The organism is Mycobacterium sp. ENV421, assembly GCF_002887815.1.
Lineage (GTDB): Bacteria > Actinomycetota > Actinomycetes > Mycobacteriales > Mycobacteriaceae > Mycobacterium.
The window spans coordinates 1-23,623 of sequence record NZ_PDHO01000001.1 but is presented as its reverse complement, the minus strand read 5'-3'; the positions used below and the strand labels follow the sequence as shown (position 1 = coordinate 23,623).

23 protein-coding genes and 2 pseudogenes are annotated in these 23,623 nt (G+C 66.1%); 17 read left to right on the top strand and 8 right to left on the bottom strand.

Annotated features, from left to right (window positions below; genetic code table 11):
* Nucleotides 1-10: 10 nt before the first annotated feature.
* The gene (locus CRM90_RS00110; RefSeq protein ID WP_102805007.1) at nucleotides 11-1,120 is read right to left on the bottom strand and encodes an LLM class flavin-dependent oxidoreductase; all 1,110 of its coding nucleotides are present in this window, start codon (nucleotides 1,118-1,120) and stop codon (nucleotides 11-13) included.
* 226 nt (nucleotides 1,121-1,346) lie between these two features.
* On the opposite strand from CRM90_RS00110, the gene CRM90_RS00105 reads away from it, so the two are divergent.
* The 5 genes and pseudogenes from CRM90_RS00105 (at nucleotide 1,347) to CRM90_RS30850 (ending at nucleotide 7,695) form a co-directional block, all read left to right on the top strand.
* Nucleotides 1,347-2,243: an enoyl-CoA hydratase gene (locus CRM90_RS00105; protein WP_102805006.1), complete on the top strand. Its 897-nt coding sequence runs from the start codon at nucleotides 1,347-1,349 to the stop codon at nucleotides 2,241-2,243.
* A gap of 13 nt (nucleotides 2,244-2,256) precedes the next feature.
* Nucleotides 2,257-3,504, top strand: coding sequence for an acyl-CoA dehydrogenase family protein (locus CRM90_RS00100; protein WP_102805005.1), 1,248 nt, complete (start codon nucleotides 2,257-2,259; stop codon nucleotides 3,502-3,504).
* Nucleotide 3,505: 1 nt separating this feature from the next.
* A complete protein-coding gene (locus CRM90_RS00095) occupies nucleotides 3,506-4,561 on the top strand; it encodes an acyl-CoA dehydrogenase family protein (protein WP_102805004.1) in 1,056 nt (351 codons plus the stop codon).
* Nucleotides 4,558-6,060 (top strand): annotated as a pseudogene (locus CRM90_RS30855) (long-chain-fatty-acid--CoA ligase); the annotation flags it as partial. The gene CRM90_RS00095 and the pseudogene CRM90_RS30855, both read left to right, overlap by 4 nt.
* The gene (locus tag CRM90_RS30850; protein ID WP_233209120.1) at nucleotides 6,055-7,695 is read left to right on the top strand and encodes an AMP-binding protein; all 1,641 of its coding nucleotides are present in this window, start codon (nucleotides 6,055-6,057) and stop codon (nucleotides 7,693-7,695) included. The pseudogene CRM90_RS30855 and the gene CRM90_RS30850, both read left to right, overlap by 6 nt.
* On the opposite strand, the gene CRM90_RS00085 is transcribed toward CRM90_RS30850, so the two are convergent.
* From CRM90_RS00085 to CRM90_RS00060, 7 genes and pseudogenes are all read right to left on the bottom strand, one after another.
* Nucleotides 7,692-9,158: a peptide MFS transporter gene (locus tag CRM90_RS00085; protein ID WP_102805350.1), complete on the bottom strand. Its 1,467-nt coding sequence runs from the start codon at nucleotides 9,156-9,158 to the stop codon at nucleotides 7,692-7,694. The two genes, CRM90_RS30850 and CRM90_RS00085, sit on opposite strands and share 4 nt — an antisense overlap.
* A gap of 27 nt (nucleotides 9,159-9,185) precedes the next feature.
* Nucleotides 9,186-9,317 (bottom strand): hypothetical protein, encoded by a 132-nt coding sequence (locus CRM90_RS31275; protein WP_286145603.1) that lies wholly within the window; start codon nucleotides 9,315-9,317, stop codon nucleotides 9,186-9,188.
* A 68-nt stretch (nucleotides 9,318-9,385) separates the two neighbouring features.
* Nucleotides 9,386-10,135, bottom strand: a pseudogene (locus tag CRM90_RS00080) (L,D-transpeptidase); the annotation flags it as partial.
* Between the two features lie 188 nt (nucleotides 10,136-10,323).
* The gene (locus CRM90_RS00075) at nucleotides 10,324-10,593 is read right to left on the bottom strand and encodes a hypothetical protein (RefSeq protein WP_102805002.1); all 270 of its coding nucleotides are present in this window, start codon (nucleotides 10,591-10,593) and stop codon (nucleotides 10,324-10,326) included.
* A gap of 63 nt (nucleotides 10,594-10,656) precedes the next feature.
* A complete protein-coding gene (locus tag CRM90_RS00070; RefSeq protein WP_233209119.1) occupies nucleotides 10,657-11,556 on the bottom strand; it encodes a LysR family transcriptional regulator ArgP in 900 nt (299 codons plus the stop codon).
* Nucleotides 11,553-11,825: a hypothetical protein gene (locus CRM90_RS00065; protein ID WP_102805000.1), complete on the bottom strand. Its 273-nt coding sequence runs from the start codon at nucleotides 11,823-11,825 to the stop codon at nucleotides 11,553-11,555. Before CRM90_RS00065 ends, CRM90_RS00070 begins: the two co-directional genes overlap by 4 nt.
* 71 nt (nucleotides 11,826-11,896) lie before the next feature.
* The gene (locus tag CRM90_RS00060) at nucleotides 11,897-13,147 is read right to left on the bottom strand and encodes a cytochrome P450 (RefSeq protein ID WP_102804999.1); all 1,251 of its coding nucleotides are present in this window, start codon (nucleotides 13,145-13,147) and stop codon (nucleotides 11,897-11,899) included.
* 86 nt (nucleotides 13,148-13,233) lie between these two features.
* Between CRM90_RS00060 and CRM90_RS00055 the strand changes: the two genes are divergently transcribed.
* The 12 genes from CRM90_RS00055 (at nucleotide 13,234) to CRM90_RS00005 (ending at nucleotide 23,530) form a co-directional block, all read left to right on the top strand.
* The gene (locus CRM90_RS00055) at nucleotides 13,234-13,842 is read left to right on the top strand and encodes a TetR/AcrR family transcriptional regulator (protein ID WP_158248965.1); all 609 of its coding nucleotides are present in this window, start codon (nucleotides 13,234-13,236) and stop codon (nucleotides 13,840-13,842) included.
* Complete coding sequence (locus tag CRM90_RS00050) at nucleotides 13,842-14,645, top strand: siderophore-interacting protein (RefSeq protein ID WP_102804997.1); 804 nt, start codon at nucleotides 13,842-13,844, stop codon at nucleotides 14,643-14,645. The genes CRM90_RS00055 and CRM90_RS00050 overlap by 1 nt, the downstream gene beginning before the upstream one ends.
* A gap of 100 nt (nucleotides 14,646-14,745) precedes the next feature.
* Complete coding sequence (locus tag CRM90_RS30170; protein ID WP_142391297.1) at nucleotides 14,746-14,961, top strand: hypothetical protein; 216 nt, start codon at nucleotides 14,746-14,748, stop codon at nucleotides 14,959-14,961.
* 83 nt (nucleotides 14,962-15,044) lie between these two features.
* A complete protein-coding gene (locus tag CRM90_RS00045) occupies nucleotides 15,045-15,644 on the top strand; it encodes a LysE/ArgO family amino acid transporter (RefSeq protein WP_102804996.1) in 600 nt (199 codons plus the stop codon).
* Nucleotides 15,645-15,653: 9 nt separating this feature from the next.
* Nucleotides 15,654-16,628, top strand: a complete 975-nt coding sequence (locus CRM90_RS00040; RefSeq protein ID WP_102804995.1) for an ABC transporter substrate-binding protein — start codon at nucleotides 15,654-15,656, stop codon at nucleotides 16,626-16,628.
* Nucleotides 16,629-16,651: 23 nt separating this feature from the next.
* A complete protein-coding gene (locus CRM90_RS00035; protein ID WP_102804994.1) occupies nucleotides 16,652-17,368 on the top strand; it encodes a queuosine precursor transporter in 717 nt (238 codons plus the stop codon).
* A 24-nt stretch (nucleotides 17,369-17,392) separates the two neighbouring features.
* On the top strand, nucleotides 17,393-18,034 hold the full coding sequence (locus CRM90_RS00030) for a 5-oxoprolinase subunit B family protein (protein WP_102804993.1): 642 nt from the start codon (nucleotides 17,393-17,395) through the stop codon (nucleotides 18,032-18,034).
* Complete coding sequence (locus CRM90_RS00025) at nucleotides 18,031-18,924, top strand: 5-oxoprolinase/urea amidolyase family protein (RefSeq protein WP_102804992.1); 894 nt, start codon at nucleotides 18,031-18,033, stop codon at nucleotides 18,922-18,924. Before CRM90_RS00030 ends, CRM90_RS00025 begins: the two co-directional genes overlap by 4 nt.
* A gap of 10 nt (nucleotides 18,925-18,934) precedes the next feature.
* Nucleotides 18,935-19,486, top strand: a complete 552-nt coding sequence (locus CRM90_RS00020; RefSeq protein WP_102804991.1) for a GNAT family N-acetyltransferase — start codon at nucleotides 18,935-18,937, stop codon at nucleotides 19,484-19,486.
* A 173-nt stretch (nucleotides 19,487-19,659) separates the two neighbouring features.
* The gene (locus tag CRM90_RS00015; RefSeq protein ID WP_233209092.1) at nucleotides 19,660-20,175 is read left to right on the top strand and encodes a MarR family winged helix-turn-helix transcriptional regulator; all 516 of its coding nucleotides are present in this window, start codon (nucleotides 19,660-19,662) and stop codon (nucleotides 20,173-20,175) included.
* A 14-nt stretch (nucleotides 20,176-20,189) separates the two neighbouring features.
* Nucleotides 20,190-20,630, top strand: a complete 441-nt coding sequence (locus tag CRM90_RS00010; protein ID WP_102804990.1) for an MmpS family transport accessory protein — start codon at nucleotides 20,190-20,192, stop codon at nucleotides 20,628-20,630.
* A complete protein-coding gene (locus tag CRM90_RS00005; protein ID WP_102804989.1) occupies nucleotides 20,627-23,530 on the top strand; it encodes an MMPL/RND family transporter in 2,904 nt (967 codons plus the stop codon). Before CRM90_RS00010 ends, CRM90_RS00005 begins: the two co-directional genes overlap by 4 nt.
* Nucleotides 23,531-23,623 lie beyond the last annotated feature (93 nt).

The following is a 23,623-nucleotide window of genomic DNA, read 5'->3' as shown; positions in this document are numbered from 1 at the left end:
GGCCTTCTCCTCAGACGATCGCCGGCACGGGCTTCTTGGCGATCCGGGCATTGAGGCGCGGCATGACCTCCTCGGCCAGCAGCCGCATGGACTCCTTCCACGGCCCCGGATTGTCGAGGTAGTCGAAGCCGAGGATCAGCAGATGACCGAACCCACCGACCTGGTCGTAGGTGGCCTCCAGCTTGTCCACCACGGTCTCGACGGAACCGACCACAAAGGTGTTCTCCGCCAGGTACTCCGGTGTCACATCCTCGTCGGGCACCGAGGGGTTGTGCTTGTAGAACTTGGTCATCCCGAACATCCGGAACGTCGGCAGAACGTACTCACGCATGTTGCGGCCCATCATGCCGTCGACCGCGTAGCGGAAGGCCTGTTCGTCGGTTTCGGCGACGACCACCTCACGGACCAGGCGCCAGTCCTTGCGATCCGGCGTGCGGCCGGACCGGGCGGCACCCTCGAGCACCGCGTCCCAGTGCGAGGCAACATATTCGGTGTTGAGGTCCAGGCTCATCGGAAGGTAGCCGCGCTCGCCGGCCATCTTCAGCGTCTCGGAGCCCGCACTGAATCCGGTTACCCCGATCGGCGGGTGAGGAGCCTGGAAGGGCTTGATATGCCGCTTCATCAGCCCTTCGAACATCGGCGCTATTCCGTTGGCGTTCCAGTACTTCCCGCGGAACTCCCACGGCTGGTCCTCGGTCCAGACCTTCAGCATGATCTCGAGCGCCTCACGGGTCATCTCCCGGTGCTCGCCGTTCTTACCGTCGACGTCGAACAATGCCCAGTCGCCGGGGATGCCGCTGGCGCCGACGCCCAGCATGAAGCGGCCCTGAGCGAGATGGTCGAAGTAGGCCACCCGATGGGCCAGTTCGACGGGATGGTGGTACGGCAGCAGATGGGCGCCGGGAGCGAGCTTGATGTTCTTGGTGCGCAGCAGCGCCTGAGCCAACAGCAGGTCCGGTGCGCAGATCGGTTCCCACGGCACGGTGAAGTGCTCGCCGACCCACGCCTCCACGTAGCCGAGCTCATCGGCCAGCGTGATCAGGTCGAGGTCCCACTGGGTCGCGTCGTACAGGCTGCGCTCCGGTGGATGCGCCGGCATCAGGAAAAGTCCGATCTCCATCTTGAACCCTCTCGGTTAGTGGTCGAGCACGCGCATGCGATCCGTCTGCTGCGACTTACAACACAGTACTAGCAAGATACTTGACTCGGCGCAAGATCCATTTTTCTTGCTTGTTTACCGAGCATATAGTTTCTGACTGAGCGTATTGGCTATGGACATTTTTGGGATACGCCGCGTAGCGTGCTGCATCAGCGGCGGCCGTCCGCGGCAACGGAAGGGAGCATTCGTGCAGCATTTCGACTACATCGGCTATGAACTGATCCAGGACGGCCGGATCGCCGTGATCACGCTCGATCGCCCGAAACAGCGCAACGCGCAGAACCGCGGCATGCTCGTCGAACTCGGCACGGCGTTCGAGCTGGCTGAAGAGGACGACACCGTGCGCGTGGTGATCCTTCGCGGAGCCGGGTCCTGCTTCTCCGCGGGCCACGACCTCGGTTCCGCCGATGACGTCCGGGAACGCTCACCCGGTTCCGGGCAACACCCCACCTACCTGTGCAATGGCGGCACGCTGACCGGGGCGGATGCCCGGCACCGGCAGGAATGGCATTACTTCTACCAAAACACCAAACGCTGGCGGAACCTGCGGAAGATCACGATCGCCGAAGTCCACGGAATGGTGTTGTCCGCCGGGCTGATGCTCGCCTGGTGCTGCGATCTGATCGTCGCCGCGCAGGACACGATCTTCGCCGACGTCGTCGGGACCCGGCTCGGGATGTGTGGCGTGGAGTACTTCGGCCATCCCTGGGAGTTCGGGCCGCGCAAGGCCAAGGAACTGCTGCTCACCGGTGACTCACTCGACGCCGACGACGCCCACGCCCTCGGCATGGTCAGCAAGGTCTTCCCGGCCGCCGAACTGTCGGCGCGAACCATCGAGTTCGCCACCCGCATCGCGAAAGTGCCGACCATGGCCGCGCTTCTGATCAAGGAGTCGGTCAACCAAACCGTGGATGCCATGGGCTTCTCCACCGCGCTGGACGCCTGCTTCTCGCTGCACCAGCTCAATCATTCGCACTGGGCCGAGCTCACCGGCGATCCGCTGGGCATCGGCACGGTCGAATACGGCCTCGAAGATTGGCGGCTGGCCCCGGAAATCCTGCCCGCCGCGAAGAACCGGCCCTGAAAGCGGAGCACAGGTGGACATCGACTATCCCGACGAAGCGCAATCGTTCCGCGAGGAGATCCGGGCCTTCCTGGCCGAGCACCTGCCTGCCGACTGGACCGGTCCCGGCGCTCTGCCGCCCGAGGAGCGTGAGCAACTGCGGCACCAGTGGCGCAAGGTCCTCGCCGACCGCGGGCTGGTGGCGGTCTCCTGGCCCAAGGAGTATGGCGGCGGCGGACTCTCAGTGATGGAACAAGCCGTGCTGTCCGAGGAATTCGCCCGCGCGGGCGCCCCTGAGCGCGACGAGAACGACATGTTCGGTATCGATCTGCTGGGCAATACGTTGATCGCGCTGGGCACCGAGGAACAGAAGAAGCGGTTCCTGCCGCGCATCCTGTCCGGCGAGGACCGCTGGTGTCAGGGTTTCTCCGAACCGGAGGCGGGTTCGGATCTCGCGTCGGTGCGGACCAGGGCGGTGTTGGAGGGGGGCGATGACGGGGCGAGCGAAGCGACGGGAGAACGACACTGGACGATCAACGGGCAGAAGATCTGGACGTCGGCAGGACCGACCGCGAACTGGATTTTCGTGCTCACACGGACGGATCCCACCGTGCCGAAACACAAGGGTCTGTCGATGTTGCTGGTTCCGGTCGACCAACCCGGCGTCGTGGTGCGGCCCATTGTCAACGCGGCCGGACACGCGTCGTTCTCCGAGGTGTTCTTCACCGACGCCCGTGCCTCGGCCGGCGACGTGCTCGGCGGGGTCGGCGGCGGCTGGGCGACCGCGATGACGGTTCTCGGTTTCGAACGCGGGTCCCAGATAACCACGGCAGCAATCGAATTCGGGCGTGGACTCGACTGGCTACGGAGGCTGGCGGCCGAGCGTGGCCGGCACACCGATCCGCTGGTCCGCGACGAGCTGGCCTGGTGTTACTCGCGCGTGCAGATTCTGCGCTACCAGGGGTACCGTGGCCTGACCACACTCTCGAACGGTAAACGCCCGGGCGCCGAAGCCGCCATCAACAAGGTGATCTGGAGCGAGTACTTCCGCCGCTACACCGATCTGGCGGTCGACATCCTGGGCACCGATGCGCTCTGCGCGGACGGTCCGGGAAACGCTGCCGCACTGATGATCCCGTCGCCGGGCACGGCGAACTCGGTCGCCTGCTGGCTCGACCAGTTTCTCTACGCGCGCGCCGCCACCATCTACGCGGGCAGCTCACAGATCCAGCGCACCGTGATCGGTGAACAGTTGCTCGGACTGCCGAAGGAGCCCCGCTGACATGGACTTCCAATACAGCAGCGAGCACGAGGCGCTGCGGGATTCGACCCGTGACTTCCTCGATGTGCACGGCCGTGACGAGCGTGGCTGGCACCCAGTGTGCACCGACTTGGAGTTACCTGGGTTGGCCGTGCCCGCGGAGTACGGCGGCGTTGGCGCGACACTGGTGGAATCGGCCATCGTGTTCGAGGAGTTCGGCCGCGCACTGAGCCCCCTGCCCCTGGCGTCGCACGTTTTCGCGGTCCATGCGGTGCTGCGCCTGGGCGACGACGAACAGCGTCATCGCCTGCTGCCCGGCCTGCTCAGCGGTGCCCGCAGGGCAGCGTTCGCGGCGACCGGCCCGGGCGCCGGTGACGCAGCGGCGGCGACGGTCTGGGCCACCCAAGACGACGGCCGCACCGTGCTGGACGGCGGGTGCGGCCCGGTAGTGCAGGGGCACGGCGCCGATCTGCTCATCGTCGCCGCCCACACCGGTGACGACGCGGGGCTGTATGTGGTCGACACCGCCACTCCCGGCGTCGACATAACGCAGCTGCCCTCCTTCGACGCCTCCCGACCGGTTGCGCGGGTGACGCTGCGACAGGCCGCCGCCGAACGTCTCGGCGCGGCCCCGGACGAACTGGACCGGGTACTGGACACCGCGCGGGTACTGCTGGCCGCAGAGATGCTCGGCGGCGCCGAAGCCTGCCTGGCCCGCAGCATCGAGTATGCCTGCAGCAGAACTCAATTCGATCGACCGATCGGCACGTTCCAAGCGGTCAAGCACATGTGCGCCGAGATGGCGATAGAAATCGACGCGACTCGGGTGGCGGTGATGTTCGCGGCGATGAGCGCGGACGACCCCGCCGAACTGGCTGTCGCCGCGCCACTGGTGAAGGCCCAGGCGGCGGACACCTTCACCCTGTGCGCCAACACCGCCACCCAGGTACACGGCGGCATCGCGTTCACCTGGGAGCACGACCTGCACCGTTATCTGCGTCGGGCCAAGACCTGCGATGCACTGTTCGGCAGCAGCAGCCGGCACCGGGCACTTCTGGCCGACCGGGTCGGCCTATGACGTCCCCGTCGACCGGACTCACGTTCAGCGACGTCCTGGCCAGGCACGCCCGGGTGCGCCCGGACAACATCGGATTCGTGGATCCACGCCGCCGCGGCACCTTCGGCGAGATCGACACGCGGGTGACGCGATTGGCCAACGCGCTGGCCCAGCGCGAAATCGGCCGCGGTGACCGGGTCGCCGTGCTGGGGCTGAACAGTCTCGAGGTCGTCGAGACCTGGTTCGCCATACTGCGACTGGGCGCGGTCGTGGTGCCCTTGAACTTCCGGCTGGTGGCCGACGAGATCGCCTACCAGCTGGTCGACAGCGGTGCGGTGGCCGTCGTGGTCGACGCCGCGCTGGCCCCCGTCGTCAAGCAGGCGCAGGCGGCATCGGTGCATTCGGTGCTCACCATCGGTGACGACTTCCAGTCCGCCATCGACCGCGCCCCCGGCGAGCCCGTCGACGTCGCCGTCGGCGACGAGGAGCCCGCCTTCATCATGTACACCTCGGGCACCACCGGGTTCCCGAAAGGTGCTGTGCTGACACACCGCAACCTCTACCTCCACGCCTTCAGTTCGATCGCCACGCTCGGCCACCTCGCCGACGAATGCTGGCTGGGGGTGGCACCGCTGTTCCACACCGCGGGTGTATCGGGAATGCTGCCAGCGTTCTTCACCGGGGGCACGGTCATCATTCCGCCCTCCGGCGGATTCGACCCCGAGGCGACGGTGTGCACCATCGTCAGCGAGCGCGTCACCTCCTGTTGGATGACCCCATCCCAATGGCAGGCCGTCTGCGCGATGGACCGCCTGGGGCAGTGGGACCTGTCGCACCTGCGGCGAATCTGGTGGGGCGCCGCCCCGGCGAGCACCACATTGCTGCAGAGCATGACCGAAGCGTTCCCCGATGCGGAGATCGTCGCGGCGTTCGGACAAACCGAGTGCAGCCCCATCACCTGCCTGCTGCGCGGTGACGATGCGATCCGCAAGATCGGTTCGGTCGGAACGCCGATGCTCAACGTCGAGGCCCGCATCGTCGACGACGACATGAACGACGTCAGCACCGGGGAGGTCGGTGAGATCGTCTACCAGGGTCCGCTGGTGATGAAGGAGTACTGGAACAACCCCGGCCAAACCGCGGCGGCCTTCCACGGCGGATGGTTCCACTCCGGCGACCTGGTCCGGCAGGATGAGGACGGCTACATCTACGTGGTCGACCGGAAGAAAGACATGATCATTTCGGGCGGAGAGAACATCTACAGCGCCGAGGTGGAGAACGCCCTGGCGGCGTACCCGAAGGTCGCCGAGGTGGCGGTCATCGGCGTGCCGGATCCGAAGTGGGGCGAAACCCCGCTGGCCGTGATCGTGGCCCGCGACCCCGGCGACCCGCCGAGCGACACCGAGATCGAGGCGCACTGCCGCGAACACCTGGCACCCTACAAGCGTCCGCGACGTATCGCGGTCGTCGATGCGTTGCCCCGCAACGCCAGCGGCAAGGTGCTGAAAGACGCTCTGCGCGAACAGTTCGGTGCGCCGCGGTCGTATGCGGCAGGACCCGACGGCACCGACCTGCTCGACGAGACGATCGGTGCCAACTTCGAGCGCACGGCCGCCGCACACGCGGGTGTCGACGCGCTGGTCGAGGTCGCGACCGGCCGGTCGTGGACCTACGCCGAACTGAATCGGGAGATCGACCTGGTGGCGCGGGCGTTGATCGGCTCGGGTATCGGCAAGGGCGACCGGGTCGGTATCTGGGCACCCAACTGCGCGGAGTGGACTGTGGTGCAATACGCCACCGCCAAGGCCGGCGCGATCCTGGTGACCATCAACCCCGCGTACCGAACTCACGAGCTGGCCTATGTGTTGCGGCACGCCGGCGTCCGAATGCTGTTGTCCGTCACCGAGTTCAAGTCATCCCACTATCGCGGTATGGTCGTCGAGGTACGCCACGAGGTGCCCGATCTGACCGAGGTGGTGTTCCTGGACTCTTCGGACTGGGAGTCGCTGAAGCAGCGCGGGGAAGCGGTGTCGGCCGACCAGTTGCGCGCCCGGATGCAGACGCTGACGCCTTCGGACCCGATCAACATCCAATACACCTCCGGGACAACGGGTTCCCCGAAGGGCGCAGTTCTCTCGCACCGCAACATCCTCAACAACGGCTACTTCGTCACCGATCTCATCAACTTCGGACCCGGCGACCGACTGTGCGTCCCGGTGCCGTTCTACCACTGCTTCGGCATGGTCATGGGCAACCTCGGCTGCACCACACATGGTGCCACGATAGTGATTCCGTCAGCCGGCTTCGATCCGGCTGCGACTCTCGCCGCCGTGGAACAGGAACGCTGCACAGCGCTGTACGGGGTGCCGACGATGTTCATCGCGGTACTCGGGCATCCGGACCTGGCGCACCGCGACGTCTCGTCCCTGCGCACCGGCATCATGGCGGGCGCCCCCTGCCCGGTCGAGATCATGAAACGTTGCGTCGACGAGCTCAACATGTCCGAGGTGTCCATCGCCTACGGGATGACCGAAACCTCGCCGGTGTCCTGCCAGACCCTGCACGACGACGACCTGGAACGGCGCACGGCCACCGTGGGACGCGCGCATCCACACATCGAGATCAAGATCGTGGACCCGGACACCGGTGCGGTCGTCGAGCGCGGTGCGACCGGCGAATTCTGCACCCGCGGTTACTCGGTCATGCTGGGCTACTGGAACGACGAGGACAAGACCCGCGAAGCGATCGACGACGAGGGCTGGATGCACACCGGTGATCTGGCGGTGATGCGCGACGACGGCCACTGCACGATCGTCGGCCGGATCAAGGACATGGTCATCCGTGGTGGCGAGAACGTCTATCCCCGGGAAATCGAGGAATTCCTGCACACCCATCCCGACATCGACGACGTCCAGGTGATCGGTGTGCCCGACCCGCGTTTCGGCGAGGAGATCTGCGCCTGGATCAAGATGCGTCCCGGCAGCACGCCCCTGGACGCCGACGGCGTGCGGGCGTTCTCGGCCGGACAACTGGCCCACTACAAGATCCCGCGCTATGTGCGGCTGGTCGACGAGTTCCCGATGACCGTCACCGGCAAGGTGCGCAAGGTCGAAATGCGGGACGAGATGGTGCGGCTGCTCGACGCGCAGCCTTAGTGGACGCCCTCCATCAGACGGCTCACCCGGGGTGCGAACGCCCATACGATGATGCCGACTACGACCGCGACGGCGCCGAGGATGCCGAAGTAGGCGAACTCGCGGTCCGGGTGGTAGTACCCCGACAGCACCCCCGACATCGACGTACCCAGGCCGACCGAGAAGAAATACAGCGCCATCATCTGCGCCCGAAATGCGTTGGGCGCCAACTGTGTCGTCACTGACAGGCCGATCGGGGACAGCATCAGCTCGGAGATCGCGAAGACGGCCATGATCGCCGCCACGAACAGCGCGGGCACGCTGCGTCCGGTTGTTCCGGCCATCGGCAGGAACAGCAGGAACGCCACGCCCATCCCGATGACGCCGTAGGCGAACTTGCGTGGGGTGGTGGGGGCGCGCCGGCCCAGCTTGGTCCACATCGCCGCGAACACCGGTGACAGCAGGATGATCCACACCGGTTCGATCGAGCCGATCCAGTTCGACGGTGCCCGCCACCCGAAGATCGACCAGTTCATCCGCTCGTCGGAGTACACCGCGAGCACGGTGAAAATCTGCTGGAACAGCGACCAGAACACCGCGTTGGCGATGAACAGCGGGATGAAAGCCCGCACCCGCATGCGCTCGAGTGGTTCGACACGCGGGCTGCGCAGCATCACCGCGAAGTAGGCGATCGAGGCGACGACCAGAATTCCGGTGGTCACCTGGGAGAGAGTGGCGAGAGTGATCAGACCGAAGACGAAGGCGAGGACAACCACCACCAGGACGGCTGCGGCAATGCTCGCGGTGCGCACGAAATGACTGCGGGACAGCGGATTCGGTGGTGTCCGGCCGTGGCTACCGAGATTGCGCCGGAACACCACGTACTGGGTCAGGCCCAGCGCCATGCCGACGGCCGCGGCACCGAACCCGTAGTGGAAACCCACTTTGGTCTGCAGGAGGCCGGTGATCAGCGGGCCGACAAACGAACCCAGGTTGATACCGAGATAGAACAGTGTGAATCCGCCGTCGCGACGGGGGTCGCCATCGTCATAGAGCGTGCCCAGCAGCGACGAGGCGTTGGCTTTGAGCGCGCCGGAACCCAGCGCGATCAGTATCAGACCGACGCCGACACCCGTCAGTCCGGGCAGTACCGCCAGTGCGATGTGGCCGAACATGACCACGACGCCGCCGTAGAGCACCGTGCGTTCCATGCCGAGCAACCGGTCGGCGACCCAGCCGCCCAGGACGGTGGACAGATACACCAGGCCGCCGTACGCCCCGACGACGCCGGTCGCGGTGGCCTTGGGCAGGCCGAGACCGCCCTCGGTGAGTGAGTAGTACAGGTAATAGCCAAGAATCGTGAGCATCCCGTAGTAGGAGAAGCGCTCCCACAACTCGACGCCGAAGAGGTTGGCCAGACCGACGGGGTGCCCGAAGAATGTTCGTTGCGCGGGCGCGTTCTCGGTTCCGACGGCATCAGCCATGGATTTCACCATGCCATATCCGGGCCGTCACCAGAGCAGGATGATGGTCTCCGGCTCGCACTCGTCGTCCTCGCCCGCCGGGTCGCGTTGACCGGCCACACGGGCCAGCGGCAACTCGACGACGTCGGCGAGGCGCGGCTCCGGATACGGGGATGACACGCCCCCAGTCTCGTGGGACGGACGTTGCGTGTCACGAGTAGTCGCTACTCGAAACCGCCCCACCCCGGCTAGACCCACTGATCCCACGGGACGCTCCAGTCCCCGTTCTGCCACAACTGCAGCGGCTTGCCTCCGGTGTTGCGCACTTCGACGACGTCACCGGGCACCGAGAAGTTGTAGAACCAGATTGCGTTGTCGCGGTTGAGGTTCAGGCAACCATGGCTGGTGTCGGTGTTGCCCTGCGCCCAGACTGTCGCGTCCAGCTCGTGCAGATACACGCCGTCGGTGCTGATGCGCACCGCGTACGGGATCGTCTCTTTGTAGCCCAGGTGCGAGTTGATCGGCAGGCCGTAGGTGGAGGAGTCCATCACCACCGGATTGCTCTTGTCCAGAACGGTGTAGACGCCGGGCTGAGTCCAGAAGCTCAACGTGGTGTTTCCGACTTTCTCGGTGCCCCCGCGGCCCATCGATGTGGGCATGGTCCGGACGAGCTTCCCTCCGTCGAACACCGTCACCTGCTTGGTCGCGTCGTCGGCGATCGACACGTGCGAGGCACCGATGGTGAACGAGACAGGCGCGCCCGGACCGGGAGTGACGGTCACCACGGTGCCCGGCGCGTAGTACTGCGGCGGGCGCCAGTGCATGGTGCGGTCGTCGACCCAGTGCCACGCACCGGCCACTGGAGGCGAGGTGTCGACCTGCAGTGCCTGCTCGGCCAGACCGCGATCACCGACAGGAGCGTCAAAATGCGCGACGATCACGGTGCCGATGCCGTAGGTGCCGCCGTTGTGCAGCGGCGCATTCGAGGTGGTGGTGAACGCCACCGGCGGCAGGACATCGTCGGCGTGCGCCACGACGGCAGGGCCCGCCTGAACGGCCATCAGAACCAACACCACCGACAGCAGAACTTGTGCCCTGCGACCCACTACAGCCATTCACATCTCCACGATCTCTCGCCCAACCGATCAATCATGGTGCATCACAGCCATTCCGCCCAGTTGCGCTGCTAGCCGGGCTCGGCCGAGGTCGGTGTGGTGGTGAGCTGCGGCGTGGCGACCTGCGCCGACACCGACGCCTGGCCCGGCGACGTAGTCGTGGTCGCGCCGGTGGTCATCGTGCTGGTGGCCGGGGCGGTGAACGTCCCGGGATCGGACACCACCGTCCCTTCGCTACCGCGCTCCACCTGAATTCCCACCAGGAAGACGCTCGCCAAGGCCGCGCTGACACCCACCGATGCCGCGACGATCTTGGAGCGAGAAAGTCGGCTCGCGTTCATGCGGCCTGGATTATCCGCGTCAGCACGATGGCAAACCGTTGTGGGGTGAGTGTGACCCTTCTGTCAGCCGCGGCGCAGTGCGTCGGCGGCGGCCAATACGGTCGCGGTCAGGGACCCCATCAAGGGACTGTCGAGCTTCCAGCACTGCCAGAACAGCGGGACGTCGAGGTGGACATCGCTGACCTGGACGAACGAGCCGTCGGCGAGCGCCTGTGCCGCCGACTGCTCGGGATACATGCCCCACCCGAGGCCGGCGTGTACCGCGGCACCGAAGCCCTCCGCGGTCGGCACGTACGTGACCGGACGTTCGACAGGACGACCGAATGCCTTGCGCACCAGCATATTCTGCAGTGCATCGTCGCGATTCCATGCGAGGGACGGCGCAGGTTTGACCGACTCCACTGTGAAACCAGCTGGGAAATACCGCTTTACGAACTCAGCGCTGGCCACCGGCAGGTACCGCATCACCCCCAGCGGATGGACCCGGCAGCCGGGTACCGGGGTGCGCTCGGTGGTGACCGCACCCATGACTACCCCCTCCCGCAACAACCGCGCGGAGTGGTCCTGGTCTTCGATGCGGATGTCGAACAGCACATCGGGCATCTCGGACAGCACCCGGACGAACCATGTCGCCATGGAGTCGGCATTGACCGCCATCGCGATCCGCGGTCGCGGCGCGGCCTCGCCGCCGCCGGCCATCTCGGCGATGGCCTCGGCCTCCAACATCGCGGTCTGCGCGGCCAACCGAAGCAGCGGTGTGCCGGCCATCGTTGCCACACAGGGCTTTCCGCGGACCACCAGCACCTGGCCCACCTGCTTTTCCAGAGCCTTGATGCGCTGACTGACCGCCGACGGCGTGACATGCAACCGATCGGCCGCCGCCTCGAAACTACCGAGTTCGACTATCGCGGCGAACGCCGCGAGTTGGCCCGCGTCGAGGCGAGCCTCACCGGCGGCGCTCAGTAGCAGGGATCCGAACCTGGGGTGTAATACGGGACCCCCTGCGGCGTGTAGCACGGCGGCTGCCCCGCGGCCGCCTGCGCCGCAGCGTCGTCGTCGGAGGCCACCGCGCCGGCCACTGCGACATCACCGGCGACGTTGGTGCACCCGCCGACGTTCACATGACGTCCTCCGACGTCTCCGCACACGTCAGCGTGTGCGCCGGGCGCGGCGGCGACCGGCGCAACAGCCAGTGCCATGGCGCTCACCAGCGCCGCTGCCAGCTTCTTCATCGTCAGTACTTCCCCTCGTGCGACCGACTCACCGGCAATTATCGCCGTTTGCGGGGGTCACCGCGGAGAAATCACCTCAAGGAGTATCGGATCGGCAGGTGCTTGATCCCGCCGACGAAGGTGGTGGCCATGAGCTCGGGATCGCCGGCGAGTTCGATGGAGTTGATGCGCGGGACGAGTTCGGTGAAGAAGCTGTTCATCTCCATGCGGGCCAGCGCTGCGCCCAGGCAGAAGTGCACGCCGTAGCCGAAGGACAGGTGCTTGTTGGGGTCGCGGCCGACGTCGAAGCGCATCGGGTCGGCGAAGACCTCTTCGTCACGGTTGGCCGAGACGTAGGACAGCAGCACGGCTTCACCCTTGGCGATGGGGACCCCGCGCACCTCGGTGTCGGCTTGGGCGGTGCGCATGAACTCCTTGACCGGCACGACGCAGCGGATCATCTCCTCGACCGCGGTGCCCATCAGGGACGGATCGTCCTGCAACCGCTGGAGCTCACCCGGGTTGCGGATGAGTTCCATCAGGCCGCCGGCGATTCCGGCACTGGTGGTGTCGTGGCCGGCGCTGGCGACGATCACGTAGTAGGAGGCGGTGTCCATGTCGGACAACGGTTCTCCGTTGATCGTGGCGTTCGCGATCGCCGACGTCAGATCCTCAGTGGGGTGCTCCCGGCGCGAGGCGGTCAGTGCCGAGAAGTAACCGAAGAAGTCCAGCAGCACGGCGATCATCGCGTCTTTGTCCTGCGCGCGTTGGAACTCGCTGTCGTCACCGCCGAACAGTTCCTGAGTGAGCTTGAGCATCCGGGGAAAGTCCGACTCCGGAAGACCGAGCAGCGTCAGAATGACATACAGCGGAAAGTTGACCGCGATCTCTTGGGCGAAATCGATCTCCGGTCCGCGCTCCACCATCTGGTCGACGTACATCTTGGCCAATTCGTCGCAGCGAGCCTTCAACGCGCGCATGGCTTTTGGCCGGAACCAGTCCGCACCGATCTTGCGCAGGTCGCGGTGATGCGGGTCGTCGATGTGGATCAGCGTGCTCAGGCCCGCCCCGGCTTCCCGGTCGGCGCGCAGTTTGTCGTCGAGGTCCTGCACCACCAGGATCGGACGGGGGTCGTTGGTGAACAGGTCGTTCTGACGCTCGATGTCCATGATGTCGGCGTGCTTGGTGATCGCCCAGAACGGCCGGTATCCCTCGACGTCCACCCACGACACGGGGGCGTTCGCACGCAGGTGCGCGAGCGCCCTGTGGAGCCCCGCCTCGTCGGTGTAGGCCTGCGGGTTGGCCAGGACGCGCGCCGCTTCATCCATGATCCGGGTCGTCATCGGTGACTCCTTGCGCCATGCGAGTAATCTGGAACGAATTCGTTCTGGATTATGGCGCGGCCCACACGATGGGTCAAGATGGCGTCATGGTTGTCGAAGGACGCACCTACGGCGGGCTCAGTTCACTGCAGCGCTCGCAGGAGCGCCGAGCCCGGCTGCTCGACGCCGCCCGCGACCTGATCGCCGAGATGGGCATCGCGCCGCTGACCGTCGACCTGGTGTGCCAGCGAGCGCGACTGAGCAAGCGCTACTTCTATGCCGAATTCAGCACGAAAGACGATCTCCTGGACGCCTGTGCCGAAGACCTGTACAGCAGGCTCAAGGCTGCAATGGAGGTGGTGCTGGCCACCCTTCCCAAGCCCGAGCGGGCCCACGGCGTCCTGCAGACCGTGGTCCACACGCTGGTCGCCAGTGCCGCCGACGCCCGGCTCTACATGGAGTCGCCTGGATTTCCCCGACTGCGCCAGCTCCAACAGCGGGAGATCAGTGCGTTCACCGAACGCATTGCGGCCGAAGCAATGCCGTTCGAGGGACCGCCGAAGCCGTCAGTGGACCGCTTGCTTGCGACCAGGACGATGGTCACCGCCGCCACGGAGCTCATCGCCGCTTGGTTACACGGCGACATCGACACCGACGAAGACACCCTCGTCGCCACGCTGACCGCCACCACACTCGGAGCGGCCGGGGCGGTCTGATGAGCTTCACGTCTGCGACCGTCGTCGAGACGTTCGCACCGAATTCTCGGCTGCGTCGCGTCAGGCTGCGGGTGGACGCCCCCGAATCGCTGGCCGTCGCGCCGGCCGCCGATTGCGCCGTCGGGGTGTACTTCGACGCGGACTCACCGAACAACGGCCGCACCTACTCCGTGCGGCGCCAGGCCGGAGACCTCATCGACCTGGACATCCTGCTGCATCCCGGCGGTCCCGGCAGCGTGTGGGCGCAGACCGTCAGCGTGGGCGATCATGTCGGCCTCGACCACGCCCGCGCGTGGTACCGGCCGCCGGCAAGTACGACGTGGCAGCTGCTGGTCGCCGATCTCGCCGGGCTACCCGCGCTCGCCCGCATCATGGCCGAAGCGCCGCCGGCCGTCTCCACCACCGTCGTGGTCGAGGTACTCGACAACGACGATCTCGACTATCTGCCGACCCGGGCCGGCGTCACGCTCATACCCAGCCTGGGCAGCGGGAACGGCGTCGCGGCGAGCCGGCTCGCTCAGCTGGTCCGCGGCGTCGAACTGCCGGCGGACGGCTACTGCTGGTTCGGCGGCGAGGCGGGCGCATCGCGGGAGGTCCGCAAGCACCTGCGGCGCAGCGGCTGGACCATCGACCAGTACGACGTCATGGGGTACTGGCGGCAGGACTCGGCCGCCTGGGACGCGCGGTTCGCCCTGGTCGGAGACGACTTCCTCGCGATGTACCGGCAGGCGATCGCCGACGGTAAGAGCGACAAGGCGGCCGCCGAGGAGTTCGACGACGCCTTGGAACGGATCGGTCTCTAGCGGCGCCAGCCGACCACCCGACAACCGTTACCCGGCGGTGCTTGTGATCCGCATCACCTATTTCTAGGATCATGAACTAAGTCACATACGGAGGTGTTGGATGACGGGCATGGAACGTCCTCAAGGACCGAGAGTCGTACCGCTCCCCCGCGCCGCCATCAACCCGCACAGCGGACTGATGGCATTCCTGATGGTCGCGATCTTCGTCGCCGGTGTCGTCGGCGTGGTCGTGGCACTGTCGATGGGTCACGCAGCGTTCGTGCTGAGCATTGTGCTCATCTCGTTCGGGCTCATCGCCGCCGCCGCCATCTGCTGACGCCGCTACCGGATTAGCGGCGCTTAAGCACCGCAAGCAACTTTAGCTGGACTGTTGCGGCGGTCCTTTCTTACCGTCTAGGCATGACCTCGCCGCTACTCGTCGGATTCCTGACGTCGTTCACGCTGATCGCCGCCATCGGCGCGCAGAACGCGTTCGTCCTGCGTCAGGGAATCCGGCGTGAGCACGTCCTGGCGGTGGTCAGTGTGTGCGCGGTCTCCGACTTGCTGCTCATCACCGCCGGCATCGCGGGCATCGGTGCCATCATCACCGCGCACCCGAACACCGTCACGGTGGCCAAGATCGGCGGGGCCGCCTTCCTGTTCTGCTACGGCGCCATGGCGGCACGCCGAGCAATGAAATCGGCCAGCATGGCGCCGGCGCAGAACGGCTCCACCCGGCTGATCTCGGTGCTGCTGACGTGCCTGGCCATGACCTTTCTCAATCCGCACGTATACCTGGACACCGTCGTGCTGCTCGGAACGCTGGCCAATCAGCACGCCGACAGCCGGTGGTTGTTCGGCATCGGCGCGGTGACCGCCAGCGTCGTCTGGTTCTTCAGCCTGGGGTTCGGCGCGCGCCGGCTGGCCGGGTTGTTCGCCACTCCGCTGACGTGGCGGATCCTCGACGGTCTGATTGCCGTCGCAATGATTGGACTCGGCATCTCGCTGGTGGTGGGTTAATCTCGCGCCGTGAGCGCGCAGTGGACGAGGCGTGGATTCCTGGGAGCCGCCGGTGCGGCGGGAGTGCTGGTTGCGGCGGCGTGCTCGCCGAACAGATCCGGCGACGACGCCAACCCCACATCGGTGACCATCAAGCACATCTTCGGCGAAACCACCATCTCCGCGCCGCCGAAACGCGTCGTCAGCGCCGGCTTCACCGAGCAAGACGATCTGCTGGCGGTCGGGGTGGTCCCCATCGCGGTGACCAACTGGTTCGGTGACCAACCATTCGGCGTGTGGCCGTGGGCCCGCGCCAAGCTCGGGTCAGCCCAGCCCGTTGTCCTCAACCTGGACAACGGAATTCAGGTCGACCAGATCGCGGCGCTCAAACCCGACCTGATCGTTGCCGTCAACGCCGGGCTCGACGCCGACACGTACAAGAAGCTGTCGGCGATCGCGCCGACCATCGCCCAGTCCGACGACGACGCCTTCTTCGAACCGTGGAAGGACCAGGCCACCGCGGTGGGAACCGCGGTGTTCCAGGGCAGGCAGATGAAGCAGCTGATCTCCGACGTCGACGCCAAGTTCGCCGACGTCGCCAAGAACAACCCCGGTTTCAAAGACAAAAAGGCGGTGCTGCTGGCGGGCACCTTCTCCGGTGGCACCGTTGCGGCGACGCTACCCGGCTGGCGCACCGACTTCCTGACCGCGATGGGCTTCCAGATCGCCGACAGCATCACCGCGTATGCCGTCGACGACCACCGGGCGGCAATCCCCCGCGACAAGCTCACCGACGCCCTCGACTCGGCCGACGTGCTGATCTGGTCCACCGAGAGCGACGCGGACCAGGCGGCGCTGTCCGCCGATCCCGGGATCGCCAAGCTGGCCACTCGGAACGTGTTCACCGGCCTGGACCTCGCCGGAGCGATCGCGTTCGCCTCGCCGCTGTCCTATCCGGTGGTGGCGGATCAATTGCCGCCGCTGCTCTCACGCGCGCTGGCCTGACCTGCCGTGCTTGGATAGCAGCTGTGACAAGCAGCCAGGCCACCGCACGCGCCGACGTTCCCACTCCCGGATTCGCGCAGGTCGGTTCTCGCTACTATCCGGTCTTCGTTTCGGTCTTCACGGCTCTGGTGATCATCTCCAATGTGACCGCCACCAAGGGCGTCGCATTCGGGCCCGTCATCGGAAACTGGTCGATCATCACCGACGGCGGTTTCATCGTCTTCCCGCTGACGTACGTGATCGGTGACGTGCTGTCCGAGGTGTACGGGTTCAAAGCCGCGCGCCGGGCCATCATCCTCGGCTTTGCCATGAACATCCTTGCGGCACTGGCGTTCTGGGTGACGATCTATCTCCCGTCGGCCGACTTCTACACCAACCAGGAACACTTCGAGAACGTCGTCCACGCCTACACCCAGCTGATCATCGCCGGCTTGGCCGGTTTCATCGTCGGCCAGACCATCAACGCGTGGACCGTCGTCAAGATCAAAGAACGCACCAAGGAAAAGCACCTGTGGGCGCGGCTGGTCGGCTCGACCTTCGCCGGCCAGCTCGGCGACACCCTGGTCTTCTGTAGCATCGCCGCCGGCGCCATCGGCATCACCAGCTTCGGCGACTTCGTCACCTACACCGCGCTGGGTTGGGTCTACAAGACCGCCGTCGAAGTGATCATGCTGCCGGTCACGTATCGGGTCATCGGATACATCAAGCGTCACGAACCGACCTACACCTTGATGGTCTGATCTTCGGCAACGGCGGCAGACCTCGTGGTGCTCAACACAATTCGCGACTACGGCGACCGAGCGCTGCTGCTGGAATGCCCGTCCACCGACGCGGTGCTGGCACTGACCGCCAGCCTGCGCGAGGCACGGTTGCCCGGCGTCCTGGACATCGTGCCGACAGCCCGCACCGTGTTGCTGACCCTCGCCGACCCGGCTGACCAGGCGCCGACGCGGCAGCGCCTCACTCGACTACGCATCGATCCCGGGCACTTTGAGCACCATCCGAGCGGCGAGGCCGACGTCACGATCGACGTGATCTACGACGGACCCGACCTCCTCGATGTCGCCACGCACACCGACATGACAACCGTCGAGGTGGTCGAGGCGCACACCAGGACGCCGTGGCGAGTCGGATTCGGCGGATTCGCACCGGGTTTCGCCTACCTGGTCGGGGGAGACTCCCGCCTGACCGTGCCACGGCGCAGCGATCCCCGCACCGCGGTGCCTGCCGGATCGGTAGGCCTGGCGGGCGATTTCAGCGGAATCTATCCGCGGCCCTCGCCCGGTGGCTGGCAGCTGATCGGACGCACCGACGCGGTGTTGTGGGACATCGCGCGCCCACAACCCGCGCTGCTCCTGCCCGGCATGTGGGTGCGATTCCGGGCGATCACGCCAGGTCGCTCATGATCACGCTCGAGGTCCTGCGGACCGGCCCCCTGGCGCTGCTGGAAGATCTCGGCCGGCCCGGTCTGGCGCACGTCGGGGTGACCCGCTCAGGGGCGGCTGACCGTGGCGCACACCGGTTGGCCAACCGGCTGGTGGCCAACCCCGACGACCGGGCCACGGTGGAGATCACCCTGGGTGGATTCACCGCGCGGGTACAGGGCGGCGACGTCGACATAGCTGTGACGGGCGCCGACGCCGGTCCCGCGGTAGATGGAATTCCTTTCGGCACCAACAGTCTTCATCGCGTCCGCGCCGGCGAAGTGGTCTCTCTCGGCGTGCCGCACGCCGGCCTGCGTAGTTACCTCGCGGTGCGCGGCGGGATCGACGTCGAACCGGCGCTGGGTTCGCGCAGTTACGACACGATGTCGGGCATCGGGCCCCGACCACTGCGCGCGGGCGACGTACTTTCGGTGGGCACCCCGAGCGAGCGGTACCCCGAACTCGACCAGGCGCCGGTGGCCGCGATCGCCGCCGGCCGAATCGAGCTGCGCGTCGTGCCGGGACCGCGCGACGACTGGTTCGTCATGCCGGACGCACTGGTCCATACCGACTGGGTTGCCACCGACCGAAGCGACCGAGTCGGCATGCGGCTGAGCGGGCGTCCTCTGACATACCGATGGCCCGACCGCCAGCTGCCCAGCGAAGGAGCCATCCGTGGCGCAATTCAGGTGCCGCCCAACGGCCAGCCGGTGATCCTGGGGCCCGATCACCCGGTGACCGGCGGCTACCCCGTCATCGGCGTGGTCACCGACGCCGATACCGACACGGTGGCACAGATCCGGCCCGGCCAATCCGTGCGACTGCGCTGGACCACACCCCGTATCCCAGCGGACGGCTCCCCGGACTGGTAGAGCTGAGGGTGTGCACGCGCAGGTCCACACCGCCCGGCTGATCCACACCAGCGATCTGGATGCCGAGGCCCGCCTGAGCGCCCGTCAGATGCTCACCGATGCGTTCGGCGGCCCCGCTGAATTCACCGACTCGGACTGGGAACACGCGCTGGGCGGGATGCATGCGATCGTCGCCCACCGCGGCGCGCTGATCGCCCACGCGGCCGTCGTTCAGCGCCGACTCCTCTACCGCGGGACGGCATTGCGCTGTGGCTATGTCGAAGCCGTCGCGGTGCGCGACGACTGGCGGGGGCAGGGGCTGGCCCACGCCGTGCTCGACGCGGTCGAGCAGGTGATCCGTGGCGCCTATCAAATCGGCGCCCTGAGTTCGACTCCGCTCGGCGAGACGATCTACCGGCCCCGAGGGTGGCTGCACTGGCAGGGGCCGACATCGACGTTGGCGCCGGGTGGCCCGACCCGCACACCGGATGACGACGGTTCGATCTTCGTCCTGCCGGTCGATGTCGAGGTCGATGCCACGGCGGAACTGGCGTGCGACTGGCGTCCCGGCGACGTCTGGTGAGCGCCCGATAGATAAGCAACCGCATACAACTCGCCATCCTTGCCTTCGGCAGCTCACCGCCCAACCAACAGGGAAGCGCTCTGGACAGCGTCGACGAGGCTGAGAGCCTGGTGTCCTCGCGGTACGGGCGGGCTCCGATTGCCGCTATATAGCCTTCGTGATATAGATACCCGGTGGCAAAACAGCTGACCGATCCCGAGGTCAGCGAGTGCGTGGGCGATGCCCTCGACCAGGCGATGGACTTGACCATCCGGTTCCTCAGCGACCGCGCCGATCTCAGCGCCTCCGCCGCGTTCACGATGAACCGGGTGTACCGCGAGGGCCCCGTCCGGTTGACCACGCTGGCCGGCAAGGAAGGCGTCAGCCAGCCGTCGATGACCCAATTGGTCCAGCGGCTGGAACGCGCCGGGCTCGTGACCCGGCTGCCCGACCCCGACGACGGCCGGGCCTGCCTGATCGGAATCACCACCGAGGGCCAGGCGTTGCTCGATGATCGCAAGCGTCTACGCCGGGAACGGCTGGCGGCGTTGATGACGACACTGACGGCCGAAGAGCAGTCGGCGCTGTGGCTCTCGGCGCGAGTGGCATTGCCGCTGATCGGCCGGCTCGTCGCCAATGCCGACTGCGGGACAGACGGCGCTTCAGAGTCTGCAGACGAAGGGCCGGCCGCGCCGCGGCCGGGCAGGTGACGGAAGGTGTTCGGGTGAAAGCTATTCCGGTCGGCCGCGTGTTCAAACGCATCTGGATTCCGTTGGTACTCATAGTGGTGCTGTCCGTTTCGGGCCTGGTCGTCTCACGACTGCACAAGATGTTCGCCTCTCAGGACCTGAATGCCGGAGCGGGCTCGGGCATCGAGATCGTCCAGTTCAACCCCAAGGTCATGGTCTACGACGTCTACGGCGCGCCCGGAACCAACGCCCAGATCAGTTATTTCGACCCGGAAGCCAAGGTGCACACGATCACCGTCCCGCTGCCCTGGTCGATCACCCTGTCGACAACATTGCCCGCTGTCAGCGCCAGCCTCATGGCGCGGACCGACGGAGATCAGATTGGATGCCGCGTCACCGTGAACGGAACCGTCCGTGAAGAGCAATCGGCCGATGGCGTCAACGCCCAGACCTACTGCCTGGTGAAGTCGGCATGACCCACACCGTCACCGCGCCCGAACCCGCCAGCGCGCCGAAGCGGCCGGTCGTCCCGCACCTACTGCGCATCCTCGCACTGCCGATCATCCTGTTCTGGATCGCGATAGCCGTCTTGGTCAACGTCGTCGCGCCCCAGCTCGAGGTCGTCGGCGAGATGCACTCGGCGCCCATGGCACCCGAAGACGCCCCGTCGATGAAGGCGATGAAGTTGATGGGGGCCAACTTCAAAGAGTTCAACTCCAACAGCACGATCATGGTCGTCATCGAGGGCCAGAAGCCCCTCGGCCCGGACGCCCACCAGTACTACGACGAGATCATCCGCAAGCTGGAACAAGACCCCGAGCACATCCAGCACATCCAGGACTTCTGGAGTGACACGCTCACGGCAGCCGGCGCCCAAAGTGCCGATGGCAAAGCGTCTTACGTGATGATCAACCTCGCCGGCGAGCAGGGCCAGACGCTGGCCAACGAAGGCGTGGACGAGGTTCGCAAGGTCATCAAGGAGACCCCGGCACCGCCCGGCGTCCAGGCGTACGTCGCCGGACCGGCAGCGCTCACCGACGACCTGCACGTCATCGGCAACGCCAGCCTCGCGATGATCACCCTGATCACCCTGGCCGCCATCGCGGGCATGCTGCTGATCGTCTACCGATCGATCCGAACCACGCTGATCCAGCTGTTCCTGACGTTCCTGGGACTGTTGACCGCCCGCGGCGTGGTGTCACTCCTGGCTCTGCACGGCGCGTTCGGGCTGACCACCTTCGCCGGCAACATCCTCACAATGCTGGCGATCGCGGCCGCCACCGACTACGGCATCTTCATCTTCGGCCGATATCGCGAAGACCGCGCTCTGGGATTGGACCGCGACGACTCCTACTACGCCACGTTCAGATCCGTCGCGCCCGTCATCGTGGGCTCGGGACTGACGATCGCCGGCGCGACGTACTGCCTGTCGTTCGCGCGCCTGCCGTACTTCACCACCATGGGCGCGCCCGTCGCGATCGGCATGCTCGTGATCGTCGCGATCGCGGTCACCCTCGGGCCGGCCGTGCTCTACCTGGGCAGCCGCGTCGGGCTGTACGAGTCCAAGCGTCCGCCACAGAGCAGATTCTGGCGGCGGGTCGGCACCGCGGTGGTGCGTTGGCCCGCACCGATTTTCGTGGCGAGCCTGTTCGTGGTGCTGATCGGCATCGTGGCCATACCGGGATACAAGCCGGCCTACAACGACCAGCACTACCTCCCTGCGGACGCCCCGGCCAATCAAGGCTTTGCCGCGGCCAATCGACACTTCACCGAAGCCCGGATGAATCCGGACATCCTCATGGTCGAAGCCGACCATGACATGCGCAATTCCGCGGACATGCTGGTGCTGAACAAGATCGCCAGCAATGTGATGCACACCGAGGGCATCGCGATGGTGCAGAGCATCACCCGGCCGCTGGGCATCCCGATCCAGCACAGCTCGATCCCCTTCCAGACGAGCATCCAGGGCCAGACGAGCAACATGAACCTGCCGTTCCAGCGCGATCAGTTGGACAACCAGCTGAAAACGGTTGACTCGATGAACGTCTCGATCGACATCCTGGAGAAGCAATATCAGCTGTCCCTGAAGCAGACGCAGCTCACTCAGGACTCCGCGGCCCGCTCCCAGGATCTGCTGGAGACCACCAAGCAATTGCGGGACAACATCGCGAACTTCGATGACCAGTTCCGGCCGATGCGCAATTACTTCTACTGGGAACCGCACTGCTACGACATCCCGCTGTGCGCCGCGGCCCGGTCACTGTTCGACTCCCTCGACGGGATCGACGAGGTGACCGACAAAACCCAAGGCGTGCAGGGCAATACCGATCAGCTGGCCGCGATCGCGCCACAGCTGACTGCCCTGCTCCCCCAGACGATCGCGTCGATGAAGGTCAGCCGCGATCTGGCACTGGCGTCATACAACTCGCAGAAGGCCCTGCTGGACCAGATGCAGGCGTCCAACGACACCGCCCTGGCGATGGGTGAGAGTTTCGACCAGGCCAAGAACGACGACCTGTTCTTCCTGCCGCCGGAAGCCTTCCAGAATCCCGACTTCGAGCGCGGCCTGAAGATGTTCTTCTCGCCGGATGGCAAGTCGACCCGCATGTTCATCACCCACGAGGGTGACCCCGCGACAGTGGACGGCATCGCCCGCGTCAACTCCGAACGCAAGGCCGCCCAAGAGGCGCTGAAGATGTCATCGCTGTCGAACGCCAAGATCTATCTCGGTGGCGTGGCGGCGACCTATAAGGACATGTCCGACGGCGCGCGCTACGACCTGCTGATCGCTGTGGTGTCGTCGCTGACTCTGATCTTCATGATCATGCTGATCCTGACCCGCAGTGTGGTCGCCGCACTGGTGATCGTGGGGACGGCAGGCAGCTCGATCGCCGCATCGTTCGGTATCTCGGTGCTGCTCTGGCAGGACCTGTTCGGGATCCAGGTGCAGTGGCTGGTCATGCTGATGTCCGTCATCATCCTGTTGGCGGTGGGGTCGGACTACAACCTGCTGCTGGTCTCGCGGTTCAAGGATGAGATCCACGCCGGGTTGAAGACCGGCATCATCCGGTCGATGGCCGGCACCGGCAGCGTCGTGACGTCGGCCGGTCTGGTGTTCGCCGCCACCATGGCCGGCATGATGTTCAGCAAGCTGGTGGTGCTGGCCCAGATGGGGTCGACGATCGCGATCGGCCTGCTGATCGACACCTTCATCGTGCGGTCACTGCTGATGCCGTCGATCGCGACGATGCTGGGCCGGTGGTTCTGGTGGCCGCAGGTGGTCTACCCCCGAGGCGACTACCACTTCCTGCCCCCGCAGCCGCGCAAACGACCCAGCGACGACGCGGATACGGCGGCGATGCCGGCGCAGGCCTAGGAACCTCGCCGAGCGTGCGGGTTGTCGTCGAGTTTTCGCGGCGGATTCAAGGGGCTAGTGCAACAGCGGGTGGGTCGGACGGTTTGGACAGTA